The following is an 18,752-nucleotide window of genomic DNA, read 5'->3' as shown; positions in this document are numbered from 1 at the left end:
TAGCGCGCCGTCACCCATGCGGAGGGTTTCGGTGCCCTAGTATTAGCGATGGAAACGACGTCAGCGGCCGCCGTCTTATCCCGTTCTCAACATTGCAATTTCGGCGATCCGGGCATAGGACAAATGGGATGAACGATACCGCATTTTCGAATCTGCCGGCGCTTGAGCCGGGCTCCGTCTGGCTTGTCGGCGCTGGGCCGGGAGATGCAGGGCTGTTGACCCTGCTGGCGGCCAAGGGGCTGGCCGAGGCGGATATCATCGTGCATGACGCGCTCGTGAATGAAGACTGCCTGAAGCTTGCCCGCCCGGGAGCGGTGCTGGAATATGCAGGCAAGCGCGGCGGCAAACCGTCGGCCAAGCAGCGAGACATTTCGCTGCGTCTCGTGGAGCTGGCGCGCGCGGGCAAGCGCGTTTTGCGCCTGAAGGGCGGCGATCCATTCGTTTTCGGGCGTGGCGGCGAGGAAGCGCTGATGCTTGTGGAACATGGTATTCCCTTCCGTATCGTGCCCGGCATCACGGCCGGCATCGGCGGGCTTGCCTATGCGGGAATTCCCGTCACCCATCGCGACATCAACCACGCCGTTACCTTCCTGACCGGCCATGATTCTTCCGGCGTCGTGCCTGACGCCATCAACTGGGAGGCGATCGGCAAGGGATCGCCTGTTATCGTCATGTATATGGCGATGAAACATATTGCCCAGATCAGCGCCAATCTCATCGCGGCCGGCCGTTCGGTGGATGAGCCGGTTGCTTTCGTCTGCAATGCCGCCACCTCCTCCCAGCAGGTGTTGGAAACGACGCTCGGACGCGCGCCTGCCGATATCGAAGCCTCCGGTCTGGAACCTCCTGCGATCGTCGTCGTCGGCGACGTGGTGAGATTGCGGCCCTCGCTCGATTGGCTCGGCGCTCTCTCAGGACGCAAGCTTGTGCCTGTCACGGAGGTGCGGGCTGGAAACGGACATAAGGTGTCGGCATGAGCGGCCTCCTGATTGCCGCACCGGCATCCGGCTCCGGCAAGACCACATTCACCCTTGGCCTATTGAGAGCGTTGCGGCAGAGGGGTATCGCAGTCGCATCGGGCAAGGCCGGCCCCGACTACATCGATCCTGCCTTTCATGCTGCGGCAGCGGGTTCGCCTTGTCTCAATTTTGACCCCTGGGCCATGCACGCCGAACTCATATCCGCCAATTCGGCACTTCACAGGGCCGGTGCGCGGATGCTCGTGATCGAAGGCATGATGGGTCTGTTCGATGGTGCCGCTGACGGCTCCGGCACGCCAGCCGATCTTGCGGCCTTCCTCGGTCTTTCTGTCGTGCTTGTTGTCGATGCCTCGCGCATGTCGCAATCGGTCGCGGCTCTTGTCAGCGGCTTTGCCAATTTCCGTGCCGATATCCGCATCGCCGGCGTCGTGCTCAATCGTGTTGCCAGCGAAAGGCATGAGTCGATGCTGCGCCGGGCGCTGGACGCGGTGCGGATGCCGGTTCTCGCCGTCATCGGCAACGAGGCGAGCCTCGCTCTGCCGGAAAGGCATCTCGGGCTGGTGCAGGCGGGGGAGCATGCCGCGTTGGAGCATTTTATCGAGGCTGCCGCCGGCATCGTGTCCAAGGCATGCGATTTCGAGCTGTTGCTGCGCGCCGCGCAACAGAATGTCGTGCGTCCATCGACAGCCAACATCGCGCGACTGATGCCGTTCGGGCAGCGCATCGCGGTGGCGCGCGATATCGCATTCGCCTTCTGCTACGAGCATATGCTGCTCGGTTGGCGGCGGCGCGGCGCGGAGATCTCCTTCTTCTCTCCCTTGGCGGACGAGGGGCCGGCGGCTGACGCTGACGCCGTCTATCTTCCCGGCGGCTATCCCGAACTGCATGCGGAAAAGCTTGCGAACGCCTATCATTTCCAGTCCGGCGTGAGGGATGCAGCGGCGCGCGGGGCGCGAATCTACGGCGAGTGCGGCGGCTACATGGTGCTTGGCGACGGATTGGTGGATGCGGCCGGGGCTCGCCACGAGATGCTCGGTCTCCTGCCAGTCGTGACCAGCTACGAAAAGCGACAGCGCCATCTGGGCTACCGGCGCGTAACGCCGCTTGCCGGCTCCTTCTTCGAAAAGCCGATGACGGCGCATGAGTTTCACTATTCGACCATCGTTTCGGAAGGCGAGGCGGATCGATTGTTTGCGGTCAGGGATGCGCTTGGCGCCGATCTAGGCGCGGCCGGTCTTCAGCGCGCCAATGTCGCGGGTTCCTACATGCACCTGATCGATCTTGCCGGGGACGCGGCATGACAAGCAGGATCGTCCACGGCGGCGGCATCACCGCGGTGGCTCGCCAGTATGGCGGACGCCCGGAAGACTGGCTTGACCTCTCGACCGGCATCAACCCCAACCCGGTCGCCCTGCCGGAGGTGCCCGTTTCGGCCTGGCACCGGCTGCCGGACCAGCATTTGCAGGAGCGTGCGCGGGAGGCGGCGAGGGGCTATTACCGCAGCGGCGATATCCTGCCCTTGCCCGTTCCCGGTACGCAATCGGTCATTCAGCTGCTTCCCAGGCTTGTGCCCAACGGCAGCGTTGCGATCCTGTCGCCGACCTATGGCGAATATGTCCGGGCTTTCACACTCGCAGGCCTGCCTGTACGCCAGGTTTCGGGGATAGCTGATCTTACTGCTGAAGACAGGCTCGTCGTCGTCGTCAATCCCAACAATCCGGATGGGCGGAGGCTGTCAGTCGATCAGCTGCGCGATTTGCACGACAGACAACGCCGGCAGGATGGTATCCTGCTGGTCGACGAGGCCTTTGGCGATATCGAACCTGAGGCGAGCCTTGCGCCATATGCCGCCTCCATGCCCAGCCTCATCATCTTCCGGTCATTCGGGAAATTCTTCGGCCTGGCCGGTTTGCGGCTGGGTTTCTTGATTGCCAAAGCGTCGATTGCCGCCCAGTTCGAGGATTGGCTGGGTCCCTGGGCCGTGTCCGGTCCGGCGCTGTCGATCGCTGCCTCGTTGATGGAGCGCGACACGAGCGCCGTGCGCGATCGTATTTTACAAAGGCGCCGTGCGCTGGAGACGGCTCTCCATAGGTTCCATCTGCATGTTGCCGGAGGCACGGCCTTGTTCGCGCTGGTTGCGGACGACCGCGCAGAAGGCATATATAAGCATCTCTGCCGCCACCATATTCTGGTCCGCAAGTTCGATTATGCGCGCAATTGGCTGCGCTTCGGTCTTGCTCCGGATGAGGAGGCAGATCACAGACTCGCCGGGGCACTAGAGGATTATTCGACATGACCGCCGACGAACATTTGCTCATTCTCGTGCTTGCATTGCTGCTGGATCGCATCGTCGGCGATCCCGATTGGCTTTGGCAGCGCGTGCCGCATCCGGTCGTGCTGTTCGGCAAGGCGATTTCGTCCTTCGACAGCCGGTTCAATGCAAAACATCTGCCCGGCGTGCTTCGCCGCCGCAACGGTATGATGTCGATCATCGCCTTGCTCATGGGAGCCGTTATCGTCGGCTGGGCGATCCACGGCTTGCTCGCCTTCTTCGGCTGGCTCGGCATATTGGTCGAAGCCGCGCTGGTTGCGGTGTTCCTGGCGCAGAAGAGCCTGGCCGATCATGTCGGCGAGGTCTCGCGGGCGTTGCGGAGCAACGGCCTGGAGGGCGGCCGTCTTGCGGTGTCGCGCATCGTCGGCCGCGACCCCGAAACCTTGGACGAGCCTGGCATCTGCCGGGCGGCGATCGAAAGCCTTGCCGAGAATTTCTCGGATGGCGTCGTGGCGCCGGCGCTCTGGTACGGCATTTTCGGCCTGCCGGGCCTGTTTTTCTACAAGATGCTCAACACAGCTGATTCGATGATTGGCCATAAATCGGAGACCTATGTCGACTTTGGACGGGCGGCTGCCCGTTTGGACGATATCGCCAACTGGCCGGCCGCACGATTGTCGATCCTGCTGATCGCCGTCGGCGCCCTCGTCAAGCGCGGGATCTCGGCGCTCGGAAATGCGATCCGAGTCGCGGTCCGGGATGGCGGGCTGCATCGGTCGCCGAATTCCGGCAGGCCGGAAGCGGCGATGGCCGGCGCCCTGGACATTCAGCTTGCGGGTCCGCGGATCTACGGTGGTGAGGTCGTGCGTGAGCCGATGATCAATGGCGCGGGCCGTGACACGGCCACCGTCAGCGACATCGAAGCAGGAATCTCGATCTTCTATTCGGCATGCTCAATGCTGACGCTTTTAGCCTTTTTGGGCTTCCTGCTGCTGCTGTGAGCGACTATCTATATTAATGAATTGCTCACTATATGTATTAATATGGTATAATTGACGGCCTGTTAGGCTTTCCCATCGTCTGAATTGCTTCGGAAGGAAGCAAACGGTCGGAGGGGATAAGATGAAATATAGCGTTGTGGCTGCAGCCGTATGTCTATGTATGGAATTGCATGCTGGATCAGTGCAAGCGGGAACTGTTCTCGCGAAGGTCGATCTTCGGTCGCAAACAATGACCGTTTCGGAAGATGGTGTTTTCAAGTATCGCTGGAAAGTTTCGACGGCGCGTAGGGGCTATGTCACGCCGACAGGCTCCTATACGGCGAAATGGCTTTCGAAAGATCATCGCTCAAAGAAATACGACGACGCGCCGATGCCCTATGCTGTGTTTTTCAATGGCGGTTATGCTGTCCACGGCACCTATGAGGTGAGGCATCTCGGCCAGCCCGCTTCGCACGGCTGCGTGCGGCTGGAGACCCGTAATGCCGCAACCTTCTTTTCCATGACTGCGGATGTAGGCCTCAGCAATACGCGGATTGTCATCAGCGAGTGAGCGTCTCACACCGTGCGAATTTGTTCGCAAGGGCTGGTATAGCCGTAATGCTGCCGCATCTTGCACGCATGTCGGCCGCGATCCGGCCGATGGTGGCGTGAGGACTGCCTTTGCTGTTTGCGCAACAGTCATCCGCCAAATTGCCGGGGTTTCTATTGGAAAGCATTGGCTTTTGGACTGGATTTCCCTATGAGGGGGATTGAATTATTATTTCAAGAGGTATGGGCAGTGACTGCTACATTTGACAAAGTTGCCGACATCATCGCTGAGACCAGCGAAATCGACCGTGAGACGATCACTCCGGAAAGCCACACGATCGACGACCTCGGCATCGACAGCCTCGACTTCCTGGACATCGTGTTCGCCATCGACAAGGAATTCGGCATCAAGATCCCGCTCGAGCAGTGGACGCAGGAAGTCAATGAAGGCAAGGTTTCGACCGAAGAGTACTTCGTGCTGAAGAACCTTTGTGCCAAGATCGATGAATTGCGCGCCGCCAAGGGCTGAGCAACATTCTTGCATTTTTTGACGCCCAGCCGCCCCTGAATATGGCGGCCGGGCGGTTTCATTCTTAAATAGCGTATCCCGCCCGTAGCATCGTGCGCTGTCGGGTTGGAGCGGAGGCGTTGATGCTGCTGGAATATTTCCAGATGATCGACAGGGTCGTGTCCGTCGATCTGTCCAAGGGCCAGTTGAAGGCTCATTCTGTCGTTCCGGCGAAAAGCCCAGTTTTCGAAGGCCATTTCCCCGGCATGCCGCTTGTTCCCGGCGTTCTGCTGATCGAAACCATGGCGCAGGCTTCGGGCATGCTGGTGCTGGCGGTAACCAAGTTCGCCTATATGCCGTTTCTGATGTCGGTCGATGGCGCCAAGATGCGCACCTTTGTCGAGCCGGAAGCCGAGCTCGATATCGAGGCCGAGCTGGAGCACGATGGTTCCGGCTTCGCCGTGACCAAGGCGCGCATCACCATTGCGGGGAAGAAGATCTGCGATGCGCAGTTGAAGCTGCGCACCGTGCCGTTTAATGAGGTGCCGCTTGCCGACATCGTGCGTAGGCGGGCAGGCGAGGTCGGTCTCCTCGACGCCATCGCGGCCAACGGTTGATGCTGCCGGCTCGCATTGCGCCGCATTCTAAGAGGATTGATGAATGAGCAAGGCTCAGAATGATGTGGTGATCACGGGTATCGGCATCGTCACCTGTCAGGGTGTCGGCAAGGATGCGCATGTCGCCCTGCTGACATCGGATAAGACGCCACCGACCATCGTGGAAACCGAGAAATTCAAGCCCTATCCGGTGCATCCGCTGCCTGAGATCGACTGGTCGCAGCAGATCCCGAAGCGCGGCGATCAGCGGCAAATGGAAAACTGGCAGCGTATCGGCGTCTTCACTGCCGGACTGGCTTTGGACGATGCCGGCTTCAAGGAAGATCTGGAAGCCTGCGGCAGCATGGACATGATCGTCGCGGCCGGCGGCGGCGAGCGCGACCTCAATGTCGATACGCTGATCGTCAATGAGGCCTTGAACCGCAACGATCGCGAAGTGCTCTTGAACGAGAAGCTGACGACCGAACTGCGGCCGACCTTGTTTCTTGCACAACTTTCCAATCTGCTCGCCGGCAATATCTCGATCGTCCACAAGGTCACCGGCTCGTCACGCACCTTCATGGGCGAGGAAGCCGCCGGCATTTCCGCCGTCGAGACCGCCTTCCATCGCATCAAGTCGGGTGAATCGAGCCATGCGCTGGTCGGCGGCGCCTTTTCGGCCGAGCGGCTCGACATGATCCTGTTGATCGAATCCATCAATGCACATGCCATCGGCGAATGGCATCCGCTGTGGTCGCGCACGCCGGACAATGGCGGCGGCATGATCATGGGGTCGCTCAGCGCGTTTCTCGTGCTCGAATCCCGCGCCCATGCCGAAGGCCGCGGCGCGCATATTTATGCGAGCATCGATTCGATCGAGGGGGATCGCGGCAGCCGTGACGGAGGTAGGTTCGAGGCACGATTGGAGCGCATGCTCACATCAGCCAAAGAGGGCCAGGGCGATACGACCGTCATCTTCTCCGGGACGACGGCAATTACCGATCTTGCCCAGCGCGAGAAAGCCGTTCTCGAGGCGCAGCTTCCCGCCTCGGCCATTCGCGGCTACGGCGGAGTTTCCGGCCATGGGCTTGAAAGCCAGTTTCCGCTCGGGATTGCTTTCGCGGCGCTCGCCCTCGCCAATCAGGCCAAGGTGCCGCCATTTGATGCCGCTAATGAAAAGCCGATGACGGCCGGTGCGCGCAAGGCTGTGGTAACGACTGTCGGCCATGCGCGCGGCGAAGGCATCGCCGTACTTTCCGCCGAAGCGTGAGGAACAAGATCATGACCGCATCCGCTTACAAGGATCATCTGGGGCGTCCCATCGTTGCCGTCACCGGCATGGGAATCATCACTTCGCTCGGTCAGGGCCTGCAGGACAATTGGAACGCGCTTTCGTCGGGCACCTCCGGCATCCATAATATCACGCGCTTCCCGACGGACGGGCTTTCGACGCGTATCGCCGGCACGGTGGATTTCATCGATATTCCGGCGCCGAATGCCGTTGAACGCTCATATGCCTTTGCACGCGAGACAACCATTGAGGCTTTGGCCCAGGCCGGCATTTCCGGTGATTTCGATGCGCCGCTGTTCCTTGCCGCGCCTCCGATCGAGCCGGAATGGAGCGCCCGCTTCGAGCTTGCCGATCGTTCGCCGCCGGCGGATCATCAGGGCGACGCCTATGAGCGTTTCCTGGCCGCCATGCGCCAGCGCCCGGATGCTGTCTTCCACGAAGCGGCGCTCTTCGGGGCCATTTCCGAGCGCCTTGCCGACCGTTTCGGCACGCGCGGCCTGCCGATAACGCTGTCGACGGCCTGTGCGTCCGGCGTGACCGCCATCCAGCTCGGCATCGAGGCGATCCGCCAGGGCCGGACGACGCGGGCTCTGACGGTTGCGACCGACGGGTCGCTCAGCGCCGAGGCGCTGATCCGCTTCTCGCTGCTGTCGGCACTTTCGACCCAGAACGATCCGCCGACCAAGGCATCCAAGCCGTTCAGCAAGGACCGTGACGGCTTCGTCATAGCGGAAGGTGCTGCGACGCTGGTGCTGGAATCGCTGGAGGCGGCGATTGCGCGCGGCGCCAAGATCCTCGGCATCATGAAGGGTGCGGGCGACAAGGCGGACTCCTTCCATCGCACGCGTTCCTCGCCCGACGGCGGCCCGGCGATCGCGACGATTCGCGCGGCGCTGGCCGATGCCGGCATGGATGAGAGCGATATCGGCTATATCAACGCCCACGGCACATCGACGCCGGAAAACGACAAGATGGAATATGGCGCCATGTCCGCTGTCTTCGGCGAGCGGCTCTCGGCCATTCCCGTTTCGTCGAACAAGTCGATGATTGGCCATACGCTGACGGCGGCGGGCGCGGTCGAGGCGGTGTTCTCGCTGCAGACCATGCTGACCGGCACGCTGCCGCCGACCATCAACTACAACAATCCGGATCCGTCGATCGTTCTCGACGTCGTGCCGAACAAGAAGCGTGAAAAACAGGTAAAGGCGATCCTTTCGAACTCCTTCGGGTTCGGCGGCCAGAATGCCAGCCTTGTCATGGCGCTTGAACCGGCTTAATCGGACCTTTGAAGAACAAGACACTGGAGCGAGACGACGTATCTTCAAATCGTCGCCTCGCTCCAGGACTATTGGATGTGGCATGATCTTGTCCGAAAACCGCTTCGCACTTTTCGGGATCGTGCCTTAGGACGCCTAAAAGGCGAGGGATTTTGTCATGCGTGCTTTGCAACTGGTTGACGACCGCAAACTTGAGATCACCGATCTGCCAGAGCCAGACGCTCCTGGCGCGGGCGAGGTGACGCTGCGCGTCAAGGCCGTTGCCCTCAATCACATCGACGTCTGGGGATGGCGGGGCATGGCCTTTGCCAAGCGCAAGATGCCGCTTGTCATCGGTGCGGAAGCCGCCGGCGTGGTCGAGGCGATCGGGCCGGGCGTGGCCAACGTGCTGCCGGGGCAGCTCGTCTCGATCTATGGCGCGCGCACCTGCGGCCTTTGCCGTCATTGCCGCGAAGGCCGCGACAATCTCTGTGAGAATGTCAGCGGTGTGCATGGCTTCCATCTCGACGGCTTCGCACAGGAGAAGGTCAATCTTCCGGCGCGCCTGCTGGTTCCGGCGCCTCCCGGCGTCGATGCGATCGGCGCGGCACTCGCCCCCGTCACCTTCGGTACTGTGGAGCATATGCTGTTCGACAATGCCAAGCTGGAGCCGGGCGAGACGATCCTCGTTCACGCCGGCGGCTCGGGCATCGGCACCGCGGCTATCCAGCTTGCCAAGAAGATCGGCTGCACCGTCATCACAACAGTCGGCTCCGACGACAAGATCGAGAAGGCCAAGGCGCTGGGTGCCGATCATGTCATCAATTACCGCACCGACCGCTTCGAGGGTGTGGTGCGCAAGTTGACGAAGAAAAAGGGCGTCGACGTCGTTTTCGAACATGTCGGCAAGGATACCTGGGCTGGCTCCATGCTCTGCATGAAGCGCGGCGGTCGCCTCGTGACCTGCGGCTCGACCTCGGGTGTGTCGACCGAAATGAACCTGATGATGCTGTTCCAGCAGCAGCTGAAGCTTTTCGGTTCCTTCGGCTGCCGCATGGAGAACATGGCGAACGCCATGCAGAAGATGGCGCGGGGCCTGGTGCATCCGGTGATCGACACCGAGGTAAGCTTCAGCGATATCGACCGGGCGCTGGAACGGATGGAATCGCGCCAGATCTTCGGCAAGATCATCTTGAAGATGGATTGAGCCGCGTGAAGCTCATCATCACCCGGATCGTCCTCTCGCTCAGAAATTTCCGGCAATGGCTGGTGGCGCAGGTCATCTTCGGTTTCCTCAATTTTCTGAAGCTGTTTCCGGCGGATGGCGGCATCAGGTTTGCCGATTGGTTGACCCGCAAGATCGGTCCGCGCATGCGCCGGCACACGTTGATGCTGACCAACCTGCGTAACGCCTTTCCGGAAAAGAGCGAGGCGGAGATCGAGAAGATCGCGCTCGCGAGCTGGGGCAATATGGGACGGCTCGCGGCGGAATATGTCTTTCTCGACCGGCTTTTCGATTTCGATCCCCATAGCGACAAGCCGGGCCGCGTCGAGGTTTCGGGTATTCCGATCTTTCTCGATCTCAGGGATAACCCGCGGCCATTCATCGTCTTTACCGGCCATACCGGCAATTTCGAGTTGCTGCCAGTCGCCGGTGCTGCCTTCGGCCTCAAGGTGACGGTGCTGTTTCGCCCGCCAAACAATCCCTATGTCGCCAAGAAGGTTTTTGACTTTCGCGCGAAACGCATGGGGAATCTCGTACCATCGCATGCGGGGTCATCATTCGCCCTTGCCAGGGAACTGGAAGCGGGCGGTGGCGTCGGCGTGCTGGTCGATCAGAAGTTCCGCAAGGGTTTGAAGACCTTGTTCTTCGGTCGGGAGGTGAAAACCAATCCGCTTCTGCCGAAGCTCGTGCGTCAGTTCAACTGCGAGGTCTATCCGGCTCGTTGCATCCGCCTGCCAGGCAACCGCTATAGGTTGGAAATCGAGCCGAAGCTGGAGATGCCGCGCAACGAGTTGGGCAATCTCGATTTGCCGGCGACGGCGCAGATGTTGAACGACAAAGTCGAGGGCTGGGTGAGGGAGAATCCCGAGCAATGGCTCTGGTATCATGATCGCTGGAACATCAAGAAAACTGTCTTCTAGGCTTCTGCCAAGCTCGTGCCAGAGCAGGTCTTATGTTTCTCCAGGTCCAGGCTTCATACAGTCATTCGGCCCAGTAAGCCTTTCATTTCAGAAAGTTCGCCTTTTCCGAGAACTTCCACTCATCTGGATTGAAAGTGAGGGTAAGTCATGTTAATTCACATGATAGAAAGTCTGGTGAGAATGCGGACACCAGACTGATTATCCTTGGGCATGTCAGCGTCGGGAAACGAGGCCTCGGTGTTTGACTATGGTCAGGGACAGGAGGGCAATTTTGCTGGCACTCTTTCATGCCTTCTCCACGAAATGTAACCAGATTCAGCGTGCGATAAAACTTGGCGACGATGAGCTTGTAGCGTCACTTGATCGCGAATTGGAGCCGCTTATAGCGGCTATTTTGGCCTCTAGGGCCACAAGCCTGCTTGAAATGTACATGCAGCTCCAGTTCATGAACAATCTCATCCGGGAAGAATCGGACGATCGGTCGCGGGTTGTACGCAATTCAGCGTCGCTGTCCGTGCTGATCGATCGCTATTTCGGCGGCGCGAGCGATGCTGCGGCCGAGGTCTTGATAGCATTTTCGTCGAAGAAAAAGGAACGCGACGATCTGTTTGGCTATGACGAAGGCAGCGTCTTGAACGATGTCATTCTCAACAGTCTGCCGGATCGCGTTGCCGTCATTACGCGGGATTATCGCTATCTCTACAGCAACGCTGCCAATTCGGAGTTTCTGAAATCGAAGCCGATCGAACTGGTCGGACGGCATATGTCCGAATTCATCGGTTCCGAATATTTCGAAAGCAGCGTCAGGACGAAGCTGGATTCCTGCTTCGCAGGCGAGGCGGTCGAGTGCCTCTATCCGGGCTATCATACCGTAGAGCCCGGCAAGGTCCTTCACTGCAGCATGACACCGCTTCGCACCAAGGGCGAGGTGATCGGCGCATTGCTGGTCATGCATGAAGTGAGCGCGGTCCCCGCCCACATGATGGTAGCCTGAACCCGCGTTCAGGCCCCGGTCAGCAATCTTTCGATCGAGTCCGCCGCGAGGCGGAGATCTGACCCGTTTTCCCTATTATATTCTTGATCCGGCGCTGTTCGATTGGCTTCGGAGCGCCGGCCTCGGGCTTGTCCTCGTTGCTGCATTCCATGCAGTGGCAGCGGAACTTGATCACGTTCGGCTTCTTCATGCTGCTGGCCCGTTCCAACTGGCGAAAGGGTCCGGCAGGTCTCGCCAGCGCTCCGGCGTAAATCGGTCCGCCTTGACCAGGCAGGCATTCAGCTCCGCGGTGATCTTCTGCCGGTCCATGGGATCGGCGCCGATGAAGACCAATTCCTGACGGCGGTCGCCCCAGACCGGATCGAGATAGGGAGCCAGGGCCTGCTTGAAAGACGGATCGCGGGGCCATTGCTCCTGTGGCACGGCGGCCCACCACAGGCCCATTTTGCTCGTGCGGACCAGCGCGCCGGCCTGACTCATTTCGCCGACATGGTAAGGCCGGGTCGCGAGCCAGAAAAAGCCCTTGGCGCGGACGACACCCGGCCAGGAACGATTGAGAAAGGCTTGGAATCTCGTGGGATCGAACGGTTTCTTCGCGCGATAGACGAAGGAGCGTATGCCATATTCTTCCGTTTCGGGAACATGGTCCTTGAAGCCGTGCAACTCCTTGTACCATAACGGATGCGTTTCGGCGCGATCGATGTCGAAGCGGCCGGTACCGAGAACTTCGGTCGGTTCGACCGCGCCGAAATCCGTTTCGATCAGACGTGCATCGGGATTGAGGCCGACAATGATCTTGCGTGCGGCGTCGCGCTGCTCGGCGGTGGCTGAACCGATCTTGTTGAGGATGACGACATCGGCAAATTCGATCTGCTCGACCAGGAGATCGACGATGGTCCTGTTGTCGCCGTCACCCGCGGTTTCGCCGCGATCGGCAAGGAAATCCGTCGAGCCGTAGTCCGCCAGAAGATTGGCTGCGTCGACGACCGTGACCATGGTGTCGAGCCGGGCGACGTCGGAAAGACTGCGGCCGTTTTCGTCACGGAACTCGAAGGTAGTCGCAACGGGCAGGGGTTCGGCAATGCCTGTGGATTCGATCAGCAGATAGTCGAAACGGTCCTGCTCGGCGAGCTGACGCACCTCCTTCAGGAGATCGTCGCGCAGCGTGCAGCAGATGCAGCCGTTGGTCATCTCGACGAGTTGTTCCTCGGTGCGTGAGAGATTGGCGCCGCCGTCACGCACCAGCGCGGCATCGATATTCACCTCGCTCATGTCGTTGACGATCACGGCGACGCGCAGGCCCTGGCGGTTGTTGAGAGTATGATTGAGCAGCGTCGTCTTGCCGGCGCCGAGGAAACCGGAGAGGACGGTAACCGGGAGCTTCTTGTTCATGACAACTTCCTTTGTAATGTAATATCATTACATATGTTGTGATGAAAAAAGCGAGCAGTATGCCCGCTTCCTTCGGCGATGTTCAGCCTTGCGCTGAAAGGCAGGTTTTAAGTGAGCTTGCGATGCCGCGCATCAGGGTAAAGTAGAGATCCGGCCCCTGCGGCAGCGTTGCGGCTTCCGGGTCCAGGACACCAGATTTCGCCGCCGTGCCTTCCAGCACGACATTGACCAGCTTTGGTTCGAATTGCGGTTCGGCGAAAACGCAGGTCGCGCCGAGATCGGCGACCTTGCTGTGAATTTCCGATACGCGCTGCGCACCGGGAATGGTTTCCGGGCTTACCGTGATGGAGCCGGAAACGCGCACGCCGTAGCGATGCTCGAAGTACTGATAGGCATCGTGGAAGACGATGAAGGGCTTGTTCTTCACCGGCGCGAGTGTCGAGGCAATTTCGGTGTCGAGGGCATCGAGCTTGTCGTTCAATGCCTTCTGATTTGCTTCATAGATCAGCGCGTTGGCGGGGTTGGCGGCGACCAGCGACGTGGTGATTTCGGCCACCATCGCCTTCGCATTGTGCGGATCGAGCCAGAGATGCGTGTCGAATTCTTCGTGATCGTGTGCGTGGTCTTCGCCGGCGGCCGGCTCGTCGCCGTCGTCATGTGACTCGAAGGCGCCGCCCTCGCGGAACTTGAGCTTGGTGATGCCTGGCGCCTGATCGAGCTCGACGACGGTGGCATTGGAGCCGAGAGAGGCGAGCGGCTTCTGCAAGAAGGCTTCCATGCCCGGACCGACCCAGAAAACCACCTGCGCCTGCTGGAGGCTGCGGGCATTCGAGGGCTTGAGCGCATAGGTATGTGGTGAGGCAGCACCATCGACGATGAGATCCGGCGTGCCGACCCCTTGCATGACGGCAGCGACAAGCGAATGAACCGGCTTGATGGAGACGACGACCTTTGGGGCATCGGCTGCAGTTGCGGTGGTGCCGACAAGCAGGCCTGAAAGCAGGAGAGAGGCGGCGAGGGGAAAGAAAGCTTTTGCGGCGTTCATGCGATAAGTGCCCTTGAATGGGTCTGTTATGTTATTACATCAATTGCGTTATGCTATAACGTGTGCGATAGCATGGCGCAATAGCGCAATTGGAAATTTCATGCTCTCTTCCATCGACAGCAAGAGCCGGCCCCTGGTGTCGCTCCATGATGTCGGCGTCCGCCGCGACGGTCGCTGGCTGGTGCGCGGCGTCGATTTTTCCGTGAGCCGAGGTGAGATCGTCACCCTCATCGGCCCGAATGGTTCCGGCAAATCCACCAGCGCCAAGGTGGCGATCGGCGTGCTGAAGCCGGACGAGGGGCGTGTCGATCGCATCACCGGCCTGAAGGTCGGCTATGTTCCGCAAAAGCTTGCGATCGACTGGACCCTGCCGCTCAGCGTGCAGCGGCTGATGACCTTGACGGGGCCTTTGCCGGAGAGCGAGCTGCGCGCGGCGCTGGAGGCGGTCGGCATAGCGCATCTTGCCAAGGCCGAGGTGCAGCATTTGTCCGGCGGTGAATTCCAGCGGGCACTGCTTGCGCGTGCCATCGCCCGCAAGCCCGATCTTCTGGTGCTCGACGAGCCGGTGCAGGGGGTTGATTTCAACGGCGAGATCGCGCTTTACGACCTCATCAAGTCGATCCGCAATTCCGAAGGCTGCGGCATCCTGCTGATTTCGCACGATCTGCATGTCGTCATGGCCGCGACCGATACCGTCGTCTGCCTGAACGGCCATGTCTGCTGCCGCGGTACGCCGCAGACGGTCAGCCAGAGCCCCGAATATGTGAAACTCTTCGGCACGCGCGCGGCGCAATCTCTGGCAATCTACAGCCACCATCACGACCACACGCATCTGCCCGACGGTCGCGTGCAGCATGCCGATGGTTCGATCACCGATCATTGCCACGCCGGCGACCGCCATCACCCTAATGACCACGGCGATCATGACCACGATCACGGCGATCATCAGCACCATCATGACCATGATCATGCTGAGGGAGAACGCCATGTTTGACGATTTCTTCCTGCGCGCCATTTTCGCCGGCGTCGGGCTGGCGCTGACCACGGGGCCGCTCGGCTGCTTCATCATATGGCGGCGCATGGCCTATTTCGGCGATACGATCTCGCATTCGGCGTTGCTCGGCGTGGCGCTGTCGCTGCTCTTCCAGCTCAATCTGACGCTTTCCGTCTTCGCGGTCGCGGCACTCGTCTCGATCCTGCTGCTCTTCCTGCAGCGGCGGCAGGCGCTGTCGGCGGATGCGCTGCTCGGCATTCTCTCGCATGCGACCCTGGCGATCGGCCTGGTCATCGTCGCCTTCATGAGCTGGGTCAGGATCGATCTCATCGCCTTCCTTTTCGGCGATATCCTTGCCGTCGGCCAGTCCGACATCCTGGTGATCTGGGGCGGTGGTATCCTTGTGCTGGCGGCGATTGTCTGGCTGTGGCGGCCGTTGCTGGCATCCACCGTCAATCCCGAGCTGGCCGAGGCCGAAGGGTTGCGGCCGGAGCGTGCGAAGTTGTTCTTCATGCTGCTGATGGCAGTGGTGATCGCGATTGCCATGAAGATTGTCGGCATCCTGCTGATTACCGCGCTTCTGATCATTCCAGCGGCCACAGCGCGCCGCTTCGCTTCGACGCCGGAGACGATGGCGATTTTTGCCTCGCTCCTCGGTGCCGTCGCCGTCGTCGGCGGGCTGTTCGGATCGCTGCGCTATGACACGCCTTCCGGCCCGTCCATCGTGGTTGCGGCGCTCATTCTGTTTATCATCAGTCTGCTGCCCCTCGTTCGCAGGGGCGCCGCGCCGGCGGCGGAACAGAGAGGACAGTCATCATGACCACTCCGATGCTCACCAAGAACCAGACCCTGGTTTTCGATGTCCTGACCAAGGCGGAATCGCCGCTCAGCGCCTACACCATTCTCGACAAGCTGCGCGATCAGGGATTTCGCGCGCCGCTGCAGGTCTACCGCGCGCTGGATAAGCTGCTGGAATATGGCGTCGTGCACCGGCTCGAAAGCATCAACTCCTTCGTCGCCTGCGCCCATCCGGATGAAAACTGCCACAGTCACGGCCTCGTTGCCTTCGCCATTTGCGAAAGCTGCGGCCAGGTGATCGAATTCCACGATCATGAGGTCGATCACCGGCTGATGGATTGGCTGAAGTCGCAGAAGTTCAAAGCCGAGAAGTCGACCATCGAAATCCGCGGTCACTGCGCGAAGTGCGCGGCATAGAGCGGTTACGCGTTTCACGGAATCGCCCTACCGCTCTATGCTATTGTTTTTGCGCAATCCCGGACGGAAAACCGCTTCGCACTTTTCCTGGAATTGCTCTAATCCAGTCTCTTGAGATCGCGGGCGAAGCGCTGCCAATTGGCGACATAATTGCGGGCCGAGCGGCGCAGGCCTTCGATGGCGGCCTCGTCCAGCGTGCGGATCGCTCTTGCCGGGGCGCCGACGATCAATGATCCGTCCGGAAACTCCTTGCCTTCGGTGACCAGCGCATTGGCGCCGACGAGGCAATTGCTGCCGATCTTCGCGCCGTTCAGCACCGTCGCGCCCATGCCGATCAGCGAGTTGTCGCCGATGGTGCAGCCATGGATGATGGCGTGATGGCCGATGGTGCAGCCTTCGCCGATCGTGACCGGGAAGGCCGGATCCGTGTGCACCATCGCGCCTTCCTGGATATTCGTGGACTTGCCGATGACGATCGGCTCGTTGTCGCCGCGCAGCACAGCGCCGAACCAGATGCCGACATCCTCGCCGATCTCGACCTTGCCGATCACGCTCGCATCCGGTGCGATCCAATAAAGGTCGGGACCCGGTGTTTTCGGTGTCAGGTCGGCAAGGGCGTAGAGCGGCATGGTTCGTCCTCCTCGATCAAATGACGTTCAGCATCAGCGTCGCGACGCCGTCGACGGCGCAGCTGATCCTGTCGCCACGCGCAACGGGACCGACGCCGGCGGGCGTGCCGGTCATGATGATGTCGCCTGGCGCCAGCGTGAAGAGCTTGGACAGCTCGGCGATGACCTCAGGCACCTTCCAGATCATCTGGGAGAGGTCGCCTCTTTGGGCCGCTTCGCCATTGCGCATCAGCCAGATGCCGCCCTTGTCGGGGTGGCCGACGCGGGTGGCCGGGACGAGCGCGGAAACGGGCGCGGAATGCTCGAAGGCCTTGCCGATCTCCCAGGGACGACCGAGCTTCTTGGCCTCGCCCTGCAGGTCGCGGCGGGTGAAATCGATGCCGACGCCATAGCCATAAACGCAGTCGAGCGCCTGCTCGACCGGGATGTCGGCTCCGCCGCTGCGCAGCGCGACGACAAGCTCCACCTCGTGATGCACGTCCGATGACAACGGGGGATAGGGGAAATCGCTCGAAACAAGCAGATTGTCCGGATTCTTCTGGAAGAAGAACGGCGGTTCGCGGCTGGGATCGTGCCCCATCTCGATGGCGTGGTCGGCATAGTTGCGGCCGACGCAATAGACGCGGCGCACCGGAAAGAGCTCGGCTTCACCCTCGATTGGCAAGAGGACGGCGGCGGGTGGTGGAATAACTGTCGTAAGCGGGGCGTTCATATGGGCTTTTCGAAACTCTCATTGCTTTCGGAAAGGCGTGCTGCCTTCCGACTCCATGCGGCAACCTAGCATCATTGTCGCTGCCGGGAAAACTGGCCTTCGGAAAGGTTTTGGTGTAGAGCGCGGGGCAGAAAGGTATCCCATGTATAGCGACGCGCTGAAAAACGGCCGCAAGATCTTTGCGGTGGCTCCCATGATCGACTGGACTGACCGGCATTGCAGGTATCTGCACCGGCAGATGAGCCGCCATGCGCTGCTCTATACCGAGATGGTGGTGGCGGATGCGATCATTCACGGTCCACGCGACCGGCTGCTGGGCCATGATGCGAGCGAGCATTCCGTCGCCCTGCAGCTCGGCGGCTCCGATCCGGCCAAGCTTGCCGAGGCGCTGCGGATTGCGGAAGCCTATGGCTATGACGAGATCAACCTCAATGTCGGCTGCCCTTCGGACCGTGTGCAGTCCGGCACCTTCGGCGCCTGCCTGATGCTGACGCCGGAGACGGTGGCTGCCTGCGTCACAGCGATGAAGGCGGTATCGAAGGCTCCCGTCACGGTGAAATGCCGCATCGGTGTCGATGAACAGGAGCCGGAAGAGGCGCTGCCTGAGCTGATGAGTCGCGTGCTCGACGCCGGTGCCGACGCGATCTGGATCCATGCGCGCAAGGCGTGGCTGAAGGGCCTGTCGCCGAAGGAAAACCGCGAGATCCCGCCGCTGGATTACGACATCGTCTATCGCATGAAGCAGCGTTGGCCCGATGTGTTTATCGGCATCAATGGCGGTATCCAGACACTGGATCAGGCCGGGGCGCATCTTGCCCATGTCGACGGCGTCATGCTCGGCCGCGCCGCCTATCAGAATGCGGCCATCCTCGCCGACGTCGACCATCGCTTCTTCGGCGATCCGGCCGTTGAGGCCGATTGGAGCGATCTGTGCGACCGGATGATGGCCTATGCAGAGCGTCATATCGCCAATGGCGGCCGCCTGCACCATGTCGCCCGCCACATGGTCGGCCTCTTCACCGGCTTGCCCGGCTCGCGCCGCTACCGGCAAATTCTGTCTACCGACGCCAACAAGCCGGGCGCCGGGCCGGAGGTGATCGCGGCGGCTTTCGCCGCGGTGGATTTCGCCGGTGAGGGTGAGCGGGCGAGCGCTTGAGGGGTTCGAGGGGCCTTCGGGCCACCTTGCCACGAGGG

The 18,752-nt window shown here is 60.8% G+C and carries 20 protein-coding genes; 16 read left to right on the top strand and 4 right to left on the bottom strand.

Translation table 11 applies throughout. From position 1 onward, the window contains the following. Positions 1-128: 128 nt before the first annotated feature. The 12 genes from cobA (at position 129) to FHT29_RS33630 (ending at position 11,571) form a co-directional block, all read left to right on the top strand. Positions 129-977 carry a uroporphyrinogen-III C-methyltransferase gene (cobA, locus tag FHT29_RS33685; protein WP_034504456.1) on the top strand — a complete coding sequence of 283 codons (849 nt, stop codon included), beginning with the start codon at positions 129-131 and terminating at the stop codon, positions 975-977. Next, positions 974-2,281, top strand: coding sequence for a cobyrinate a,c-diamide synthase (locus tag FHT29_RS33680; protein ID WP_168601160.1), 1,308 nt, complete (start codon positions 974-976; stop codon positions 2,279-2,281). The genes cobA and FHT29_RS33680 overlap by 4 nt, the downstream gene beginning before the upstream one ends. After that, complete coding sequence (gene cobD / locus FHT29_RS33675; protein WP_168601159.1) at positions 2,278-3,276, top strand: threonine-phosphate decarboxylase CobD; 999 nt, start codon at positions 2,278-2,280, stop codon at positions 3,274-3,276. The genes FHT29_RS33680 and cobD overlap by 4 nt, the downstream gene beginning before the upstream one ends. Beyond that, positions 3,273-4,253: an adenosylcobinamide-phosphate synthase CbiB gene (gene cbiB / locus FHT29_RS33670; RefSeq protein WP_037202546.1), complete on the top strand. Its 981-nt coding sequence runs from the start codon at positions 3,273-3,275 to the stop codon at positions 4,251-4,253. Before cobD ends, cbiB begins: the two co-directional genes overlap by 4 nt. Before the next feature lie 121 nt (positions 4,254-4,374). Further along, complete coding sequence (locus FHT29_RS33665) at positions 4,375-4,803, top strand: L,D-transpeptidase (RefSeq protein ID WP_037202544.1); 429 nt, start codon at positions 4,375-4,377, stop codon at positions 4,801-4,803. A 228-nt stretch (positions 4,804-5,031) separates the two neighbouring features. Continuing rightward, positions 5,032-5,310, top strand: a complete 279-nt coding sequence (locus tag FHT29_RS33660; protein WP_003502893.1) for an acyl carrier protein — start codon at positions 5,032-5,034, stop codon at positions 5,308-5,310. Between the two features lie 122 nt (positions 5,311-5,432). Continuing rightward, positions 5,433-5,906, top strand: coding sequence for a 3-hydroxyacyl-ACP dehydratase FabZ family protein (locus FHT29_RS33655; protein ID WP_037202542.1), 474 nt, complete (start codon positions 5,433-5,435; stop codon positions 5,904-5,906). Positions 5,907-5,949: 43 nt separating this feature from the next. After that, the gene (locus tag FHT29_RS33650; protein WP_168601158.1) at positions 5,950-7,155 is read left to right on the top strand and encodes a beta-ketoacyl-ACP synthase; all 1,206 of its coding nucleotides are present in this window, start codon (positions 5,950-5,952) and stop codon (positions 7,153-7,155) included. Positions 7,156-7,166: 11 nt separating this feature from the next. After that, entirely contained in the window at positions 7,167-8,453 is a 1,287-nt protein-coding gene (locus FHT29_RS33645) for a beta-ketoacyl-ACP synthase (RefSeq protein ID WP_047556477.1), read from the top strand. A gap of 157 nt (positions 8,454-8,610) precedes the next feature. Further along, positions 8,611-9,639, top strand: a complete 1,029-nt coding sequence (locus FHT29_RS33640; RefSeq protein ID WP_037202538.1) for a zinc-binding dehydrogenase — start codon at positions 8,611-8,613, stop codon at positions 9,637-9,639. Positions 9,640-9,644: 5 nt separating this feature from the next. After that, a complete protein-coding gene (locus tag FHT29_RS33635; RefSeq protein ID WP_168601157.1) occupies positions 9,645-10,577 on the top strand; it encodes a lipid A biosynthesis lauroyl acyltransferase in 933 nt (310 codons plus the stop codon). Positions 10,578-10,848: 271 nt separating this feature from the next. Further along, complete coding sequence (locus tag FHT29_RS33630) at positions 10,849-11,571, top strand: PAS domain-containing protein (protein ID WP_037202536.1); 723 nt, start codon at positions 10,849-10,851, stop codon at positions 11,569-11,571. 186 nt (positions 11,572-11,757) lie between these two features. On the opposite strand, the gene zigA is transcribed toward FHT29_RS33630, so the two are convergent. Both zigA and FHT29_RS33620 read right to left on the bottom strand, forming a co-directional pair. After that, complete coding sequence (zigA, locus tag FHT29_RS33625; RefSeq protein ID WP_168601156.1) at positions 11,758-12,963, bottom strand: zinc metallochaperone GTPase ZigA; 1,206 nt, start codon at positions 12,961-12,963, stop codon at positions 11,758-11,760. Positions 12,964-13,045: 82 nt separating this feature from the next. Beyond that, the gene (locus FHT29_RS33620; protein ID WP_047556483.1) at positions 13,046-14,008 is read right to left on the bottom strand and encodes a zinc ABC transporter substrate-binding protein; all 963 of its coding nucleotides are present in this window, start codon (positions 14,006-14,008) and stop codon (positions 13,046-13,048) included. Between the two features lie 100 nt (positions 14,009-14,108). On the opposite strand from FHT29_RS33620, the gene FHT29_RS33615 reads away from it, so the two are divergent. From FHT29_RS33615 to FHT29_RS33605, 3 genes are read left to right on the top strand one after another with little or no spacing between them, the layout of a single operon-like run. Then, positions 14,109-15,002, top strand: coding sequence for a metal ABC transporter ATP-binding protein (locus FHT29_RS33615; RefSeq protein ID WP_047556484.1), 894 nt, complete (start codon positions 14,109-14,111; stop codon positions 15,000-15,002). Continuing rightward, entirely contained in the window at positions 14,995-15,822 is an 828-nt protein-coding gene (znuB, locus tag FHT29_RS33610; RefSeq protein WP_047556762.1) for a zinc ABC transporter permease subunit ZnuB, read from the top strand. Before FHT29_RS33615 ends, znuB begins: the two co-directional genes overlap by 8 nt. Next, complete coding sequence (locus tag FHT29_RS33605; RefSeq protein WP_037202531.1) at positions 15,819-16,217, top strand: Fur family transcriptional regulator; 399 nt, start codon at positions 15,819-15,821, stop codon at positions 16,215-16,217. The genes znuB and FHT29_RS33605 overlap by 4 nt, the downstream gene beginning before the upstream one ends. 98 nt (positions 16,218-16,315) lie before the next feature. On the opposite strand, the gene FHT29_RS33600 is transcribed toward FHT29_RS33605, so the two are convergent. Both FHT29_RS33600 and FHT29_RS33595 read right to left on the bottom strand, forming a co-directional pair. Further along, complete coding sequence (locus FHT29_RS33600) at positions 16,316-16,846, bottom strand: gamma carbonic anhydrase family protein (protein WP_037202530.1); 531 nt, start codon at positions 16,844-16,846, stop codon at positions 16,316-16,318. Between the two features lie 16 nt (positions 16,847-16,862). Beyond that, a complete protein-coding gene (locus FHT29_RS33595) occupies positions 16,863-17,558 on the bottom strand; it encodes a fumarylacetoacetate hydrolase family protein (RefSeq protein ID WP_168601155.1) in 696 nt (231 codons plus the stop codon). 142 nt (positions 17,559-17,700) lie between these two features. On the opposite strand from FHT29_RS33595, the gene dusA reads away from it, so the two are divergent. Continuing rightward, a complete protein-coding gene (gene dusA, locus FHT29_RS33590) occupies positions 17,701-18,714 on the top strand; it encodes a tRNA dihydrouridine(20/20a) synthase DusA (RefSeq protein ID WP_168601154.1) in 1,014 nt (337 codons plus the stop codon). Positions 18,715-18,752: the final 38 nt, after the last annotated feature.

This window comes from Rhizobium sp. SG741 (genome assembly GCF_012275435.1).
GTDB lineage: Bacteria > Pseudomonadota > Alphaproteobacteria > Rhizobiales > Rhizobiaceae > Rhizobium > Rhizobium lusitanum.
The sequence above is the reverse complement of the archived record's forward strand: the minus strand, read 5'-3'. Positions and strand labels throughout refer to the sequence as shown.

Bases quoted from the DNA above. Each gene is read 5' to 3' on its own strand.
- FHT29_RS33605 (WP_037202531.1), top strand. From the start codon at position 15,819: ATGACCACTCCGATGCTCACCAAGAACCAGACCCTGGTTTTCGATGTC.
- cobD (WP_168601159.1), top strand. From the start codon at position 2,278: ATGACAAGCAGGATCGTCCACGGCGGCGGCATCACCGCGGTGGCTCGC.
- FHT29_RS33615 (WP_047556484.1), top strand. From the start codon at position 14,109: ATGCTCTCTTCCATCGACAGCAAGAGCCGGCCCCTGGTGTCGCTCCAT.
- cbiB (WP_037202546.1), top strand. From the start codon at position 3,273: ATGACCGCCGACGAACATTTGCTCATTCTCGTGCTTGCATTGCTGCTG.
- znuB (WP_047556762.1), top strand. From the start codon at position 14,995: ATGTTTGACGATTTCTTCCTGCGCGCCATTTTCGCCGGCGTCGGGCTG.
- FHT29_RS33680 (WP_168601160.1), top strand. From the start codon at position 974: ATGAGCGGCCTCCTGATTGCCGCACCGGCATCCGGCTCCGGCAAGACC.
- FHT29_RS33645 (WP_047556477.1), top strand. From the start codon at position 7,167: ATGACCGCATCCGCTTACAAGGATCATCTGGGGCGTCCCATCGTTGCC.
- cobA (WP_034504456.1), top strand. From the start codon at position 129: ATGAACGATACCGCATTTTCGAATCTGCCGGCGCTTGAGCCGGGCTCC.
- FHT29_RS33655 (WP_037202542.1), top strand. From the start codon at position 5,433: ATGCTGCTGGAATATTTCCAGATGATCGACAGGGTCGTGTCCGTCGAT.
- FHT29_RS33650 (WP_168601158.1), top strand. From the start codon at position 5,950: ATGAGCAAGGCTCAGAATGATGTGGTGATCACGGGTATCGGCATCGTC.
- FHT29_RS33620 (WP_047556483.1), bottom strand. From the start codon at position 14,008: ATGAACGCCGCAAAAGCTTTCTTTCCCCTCGCCGCCTCTCTCCTGCTT.
- FHT29_RS33640 (WP_037202538.1), top strand. From the start codon at position 8,611: ATGCGTGCTTTGCAACTGGTTGACGACCGCAAACTTGAGATCACCGAT.
- FHT29_RS33595 (WP_168601155.1), bottom strand. From the start codon at position 17,558: ATGAACGCCCCGCTTACGACAGTTATTCCACCACCCGCCGCCGTCCTC.
- FHT29_RS33665 (WP_037202544.1), top strand. From the start codon at position 4,375: ATGAAATATAGCGTTGTGGCTGCAGCCGTATGTCTATGTATGGAATTG.
- zigA (WP_168601156.1), bottom strand. From the start codon at position 12,963: ATGAACAAGAAGCTCCCGGTTACCGTCCTCTCCGGTTTCCTCGGCGCC.
- dusA (WP_168601154.1), top strand. From the start codon at position 17,701: ATGTATAGCGACGCGCTGAAAAACGGCCGCAAGATCTTTGCGGTGGCT.
- FHT29_RS33600 (WP_037202530.1), bottom strand. From the start codon at position 16,846: ATGCCGCTCTACGCCCTTGCCGACCTGACACCGAAAACACCGGGTCCC.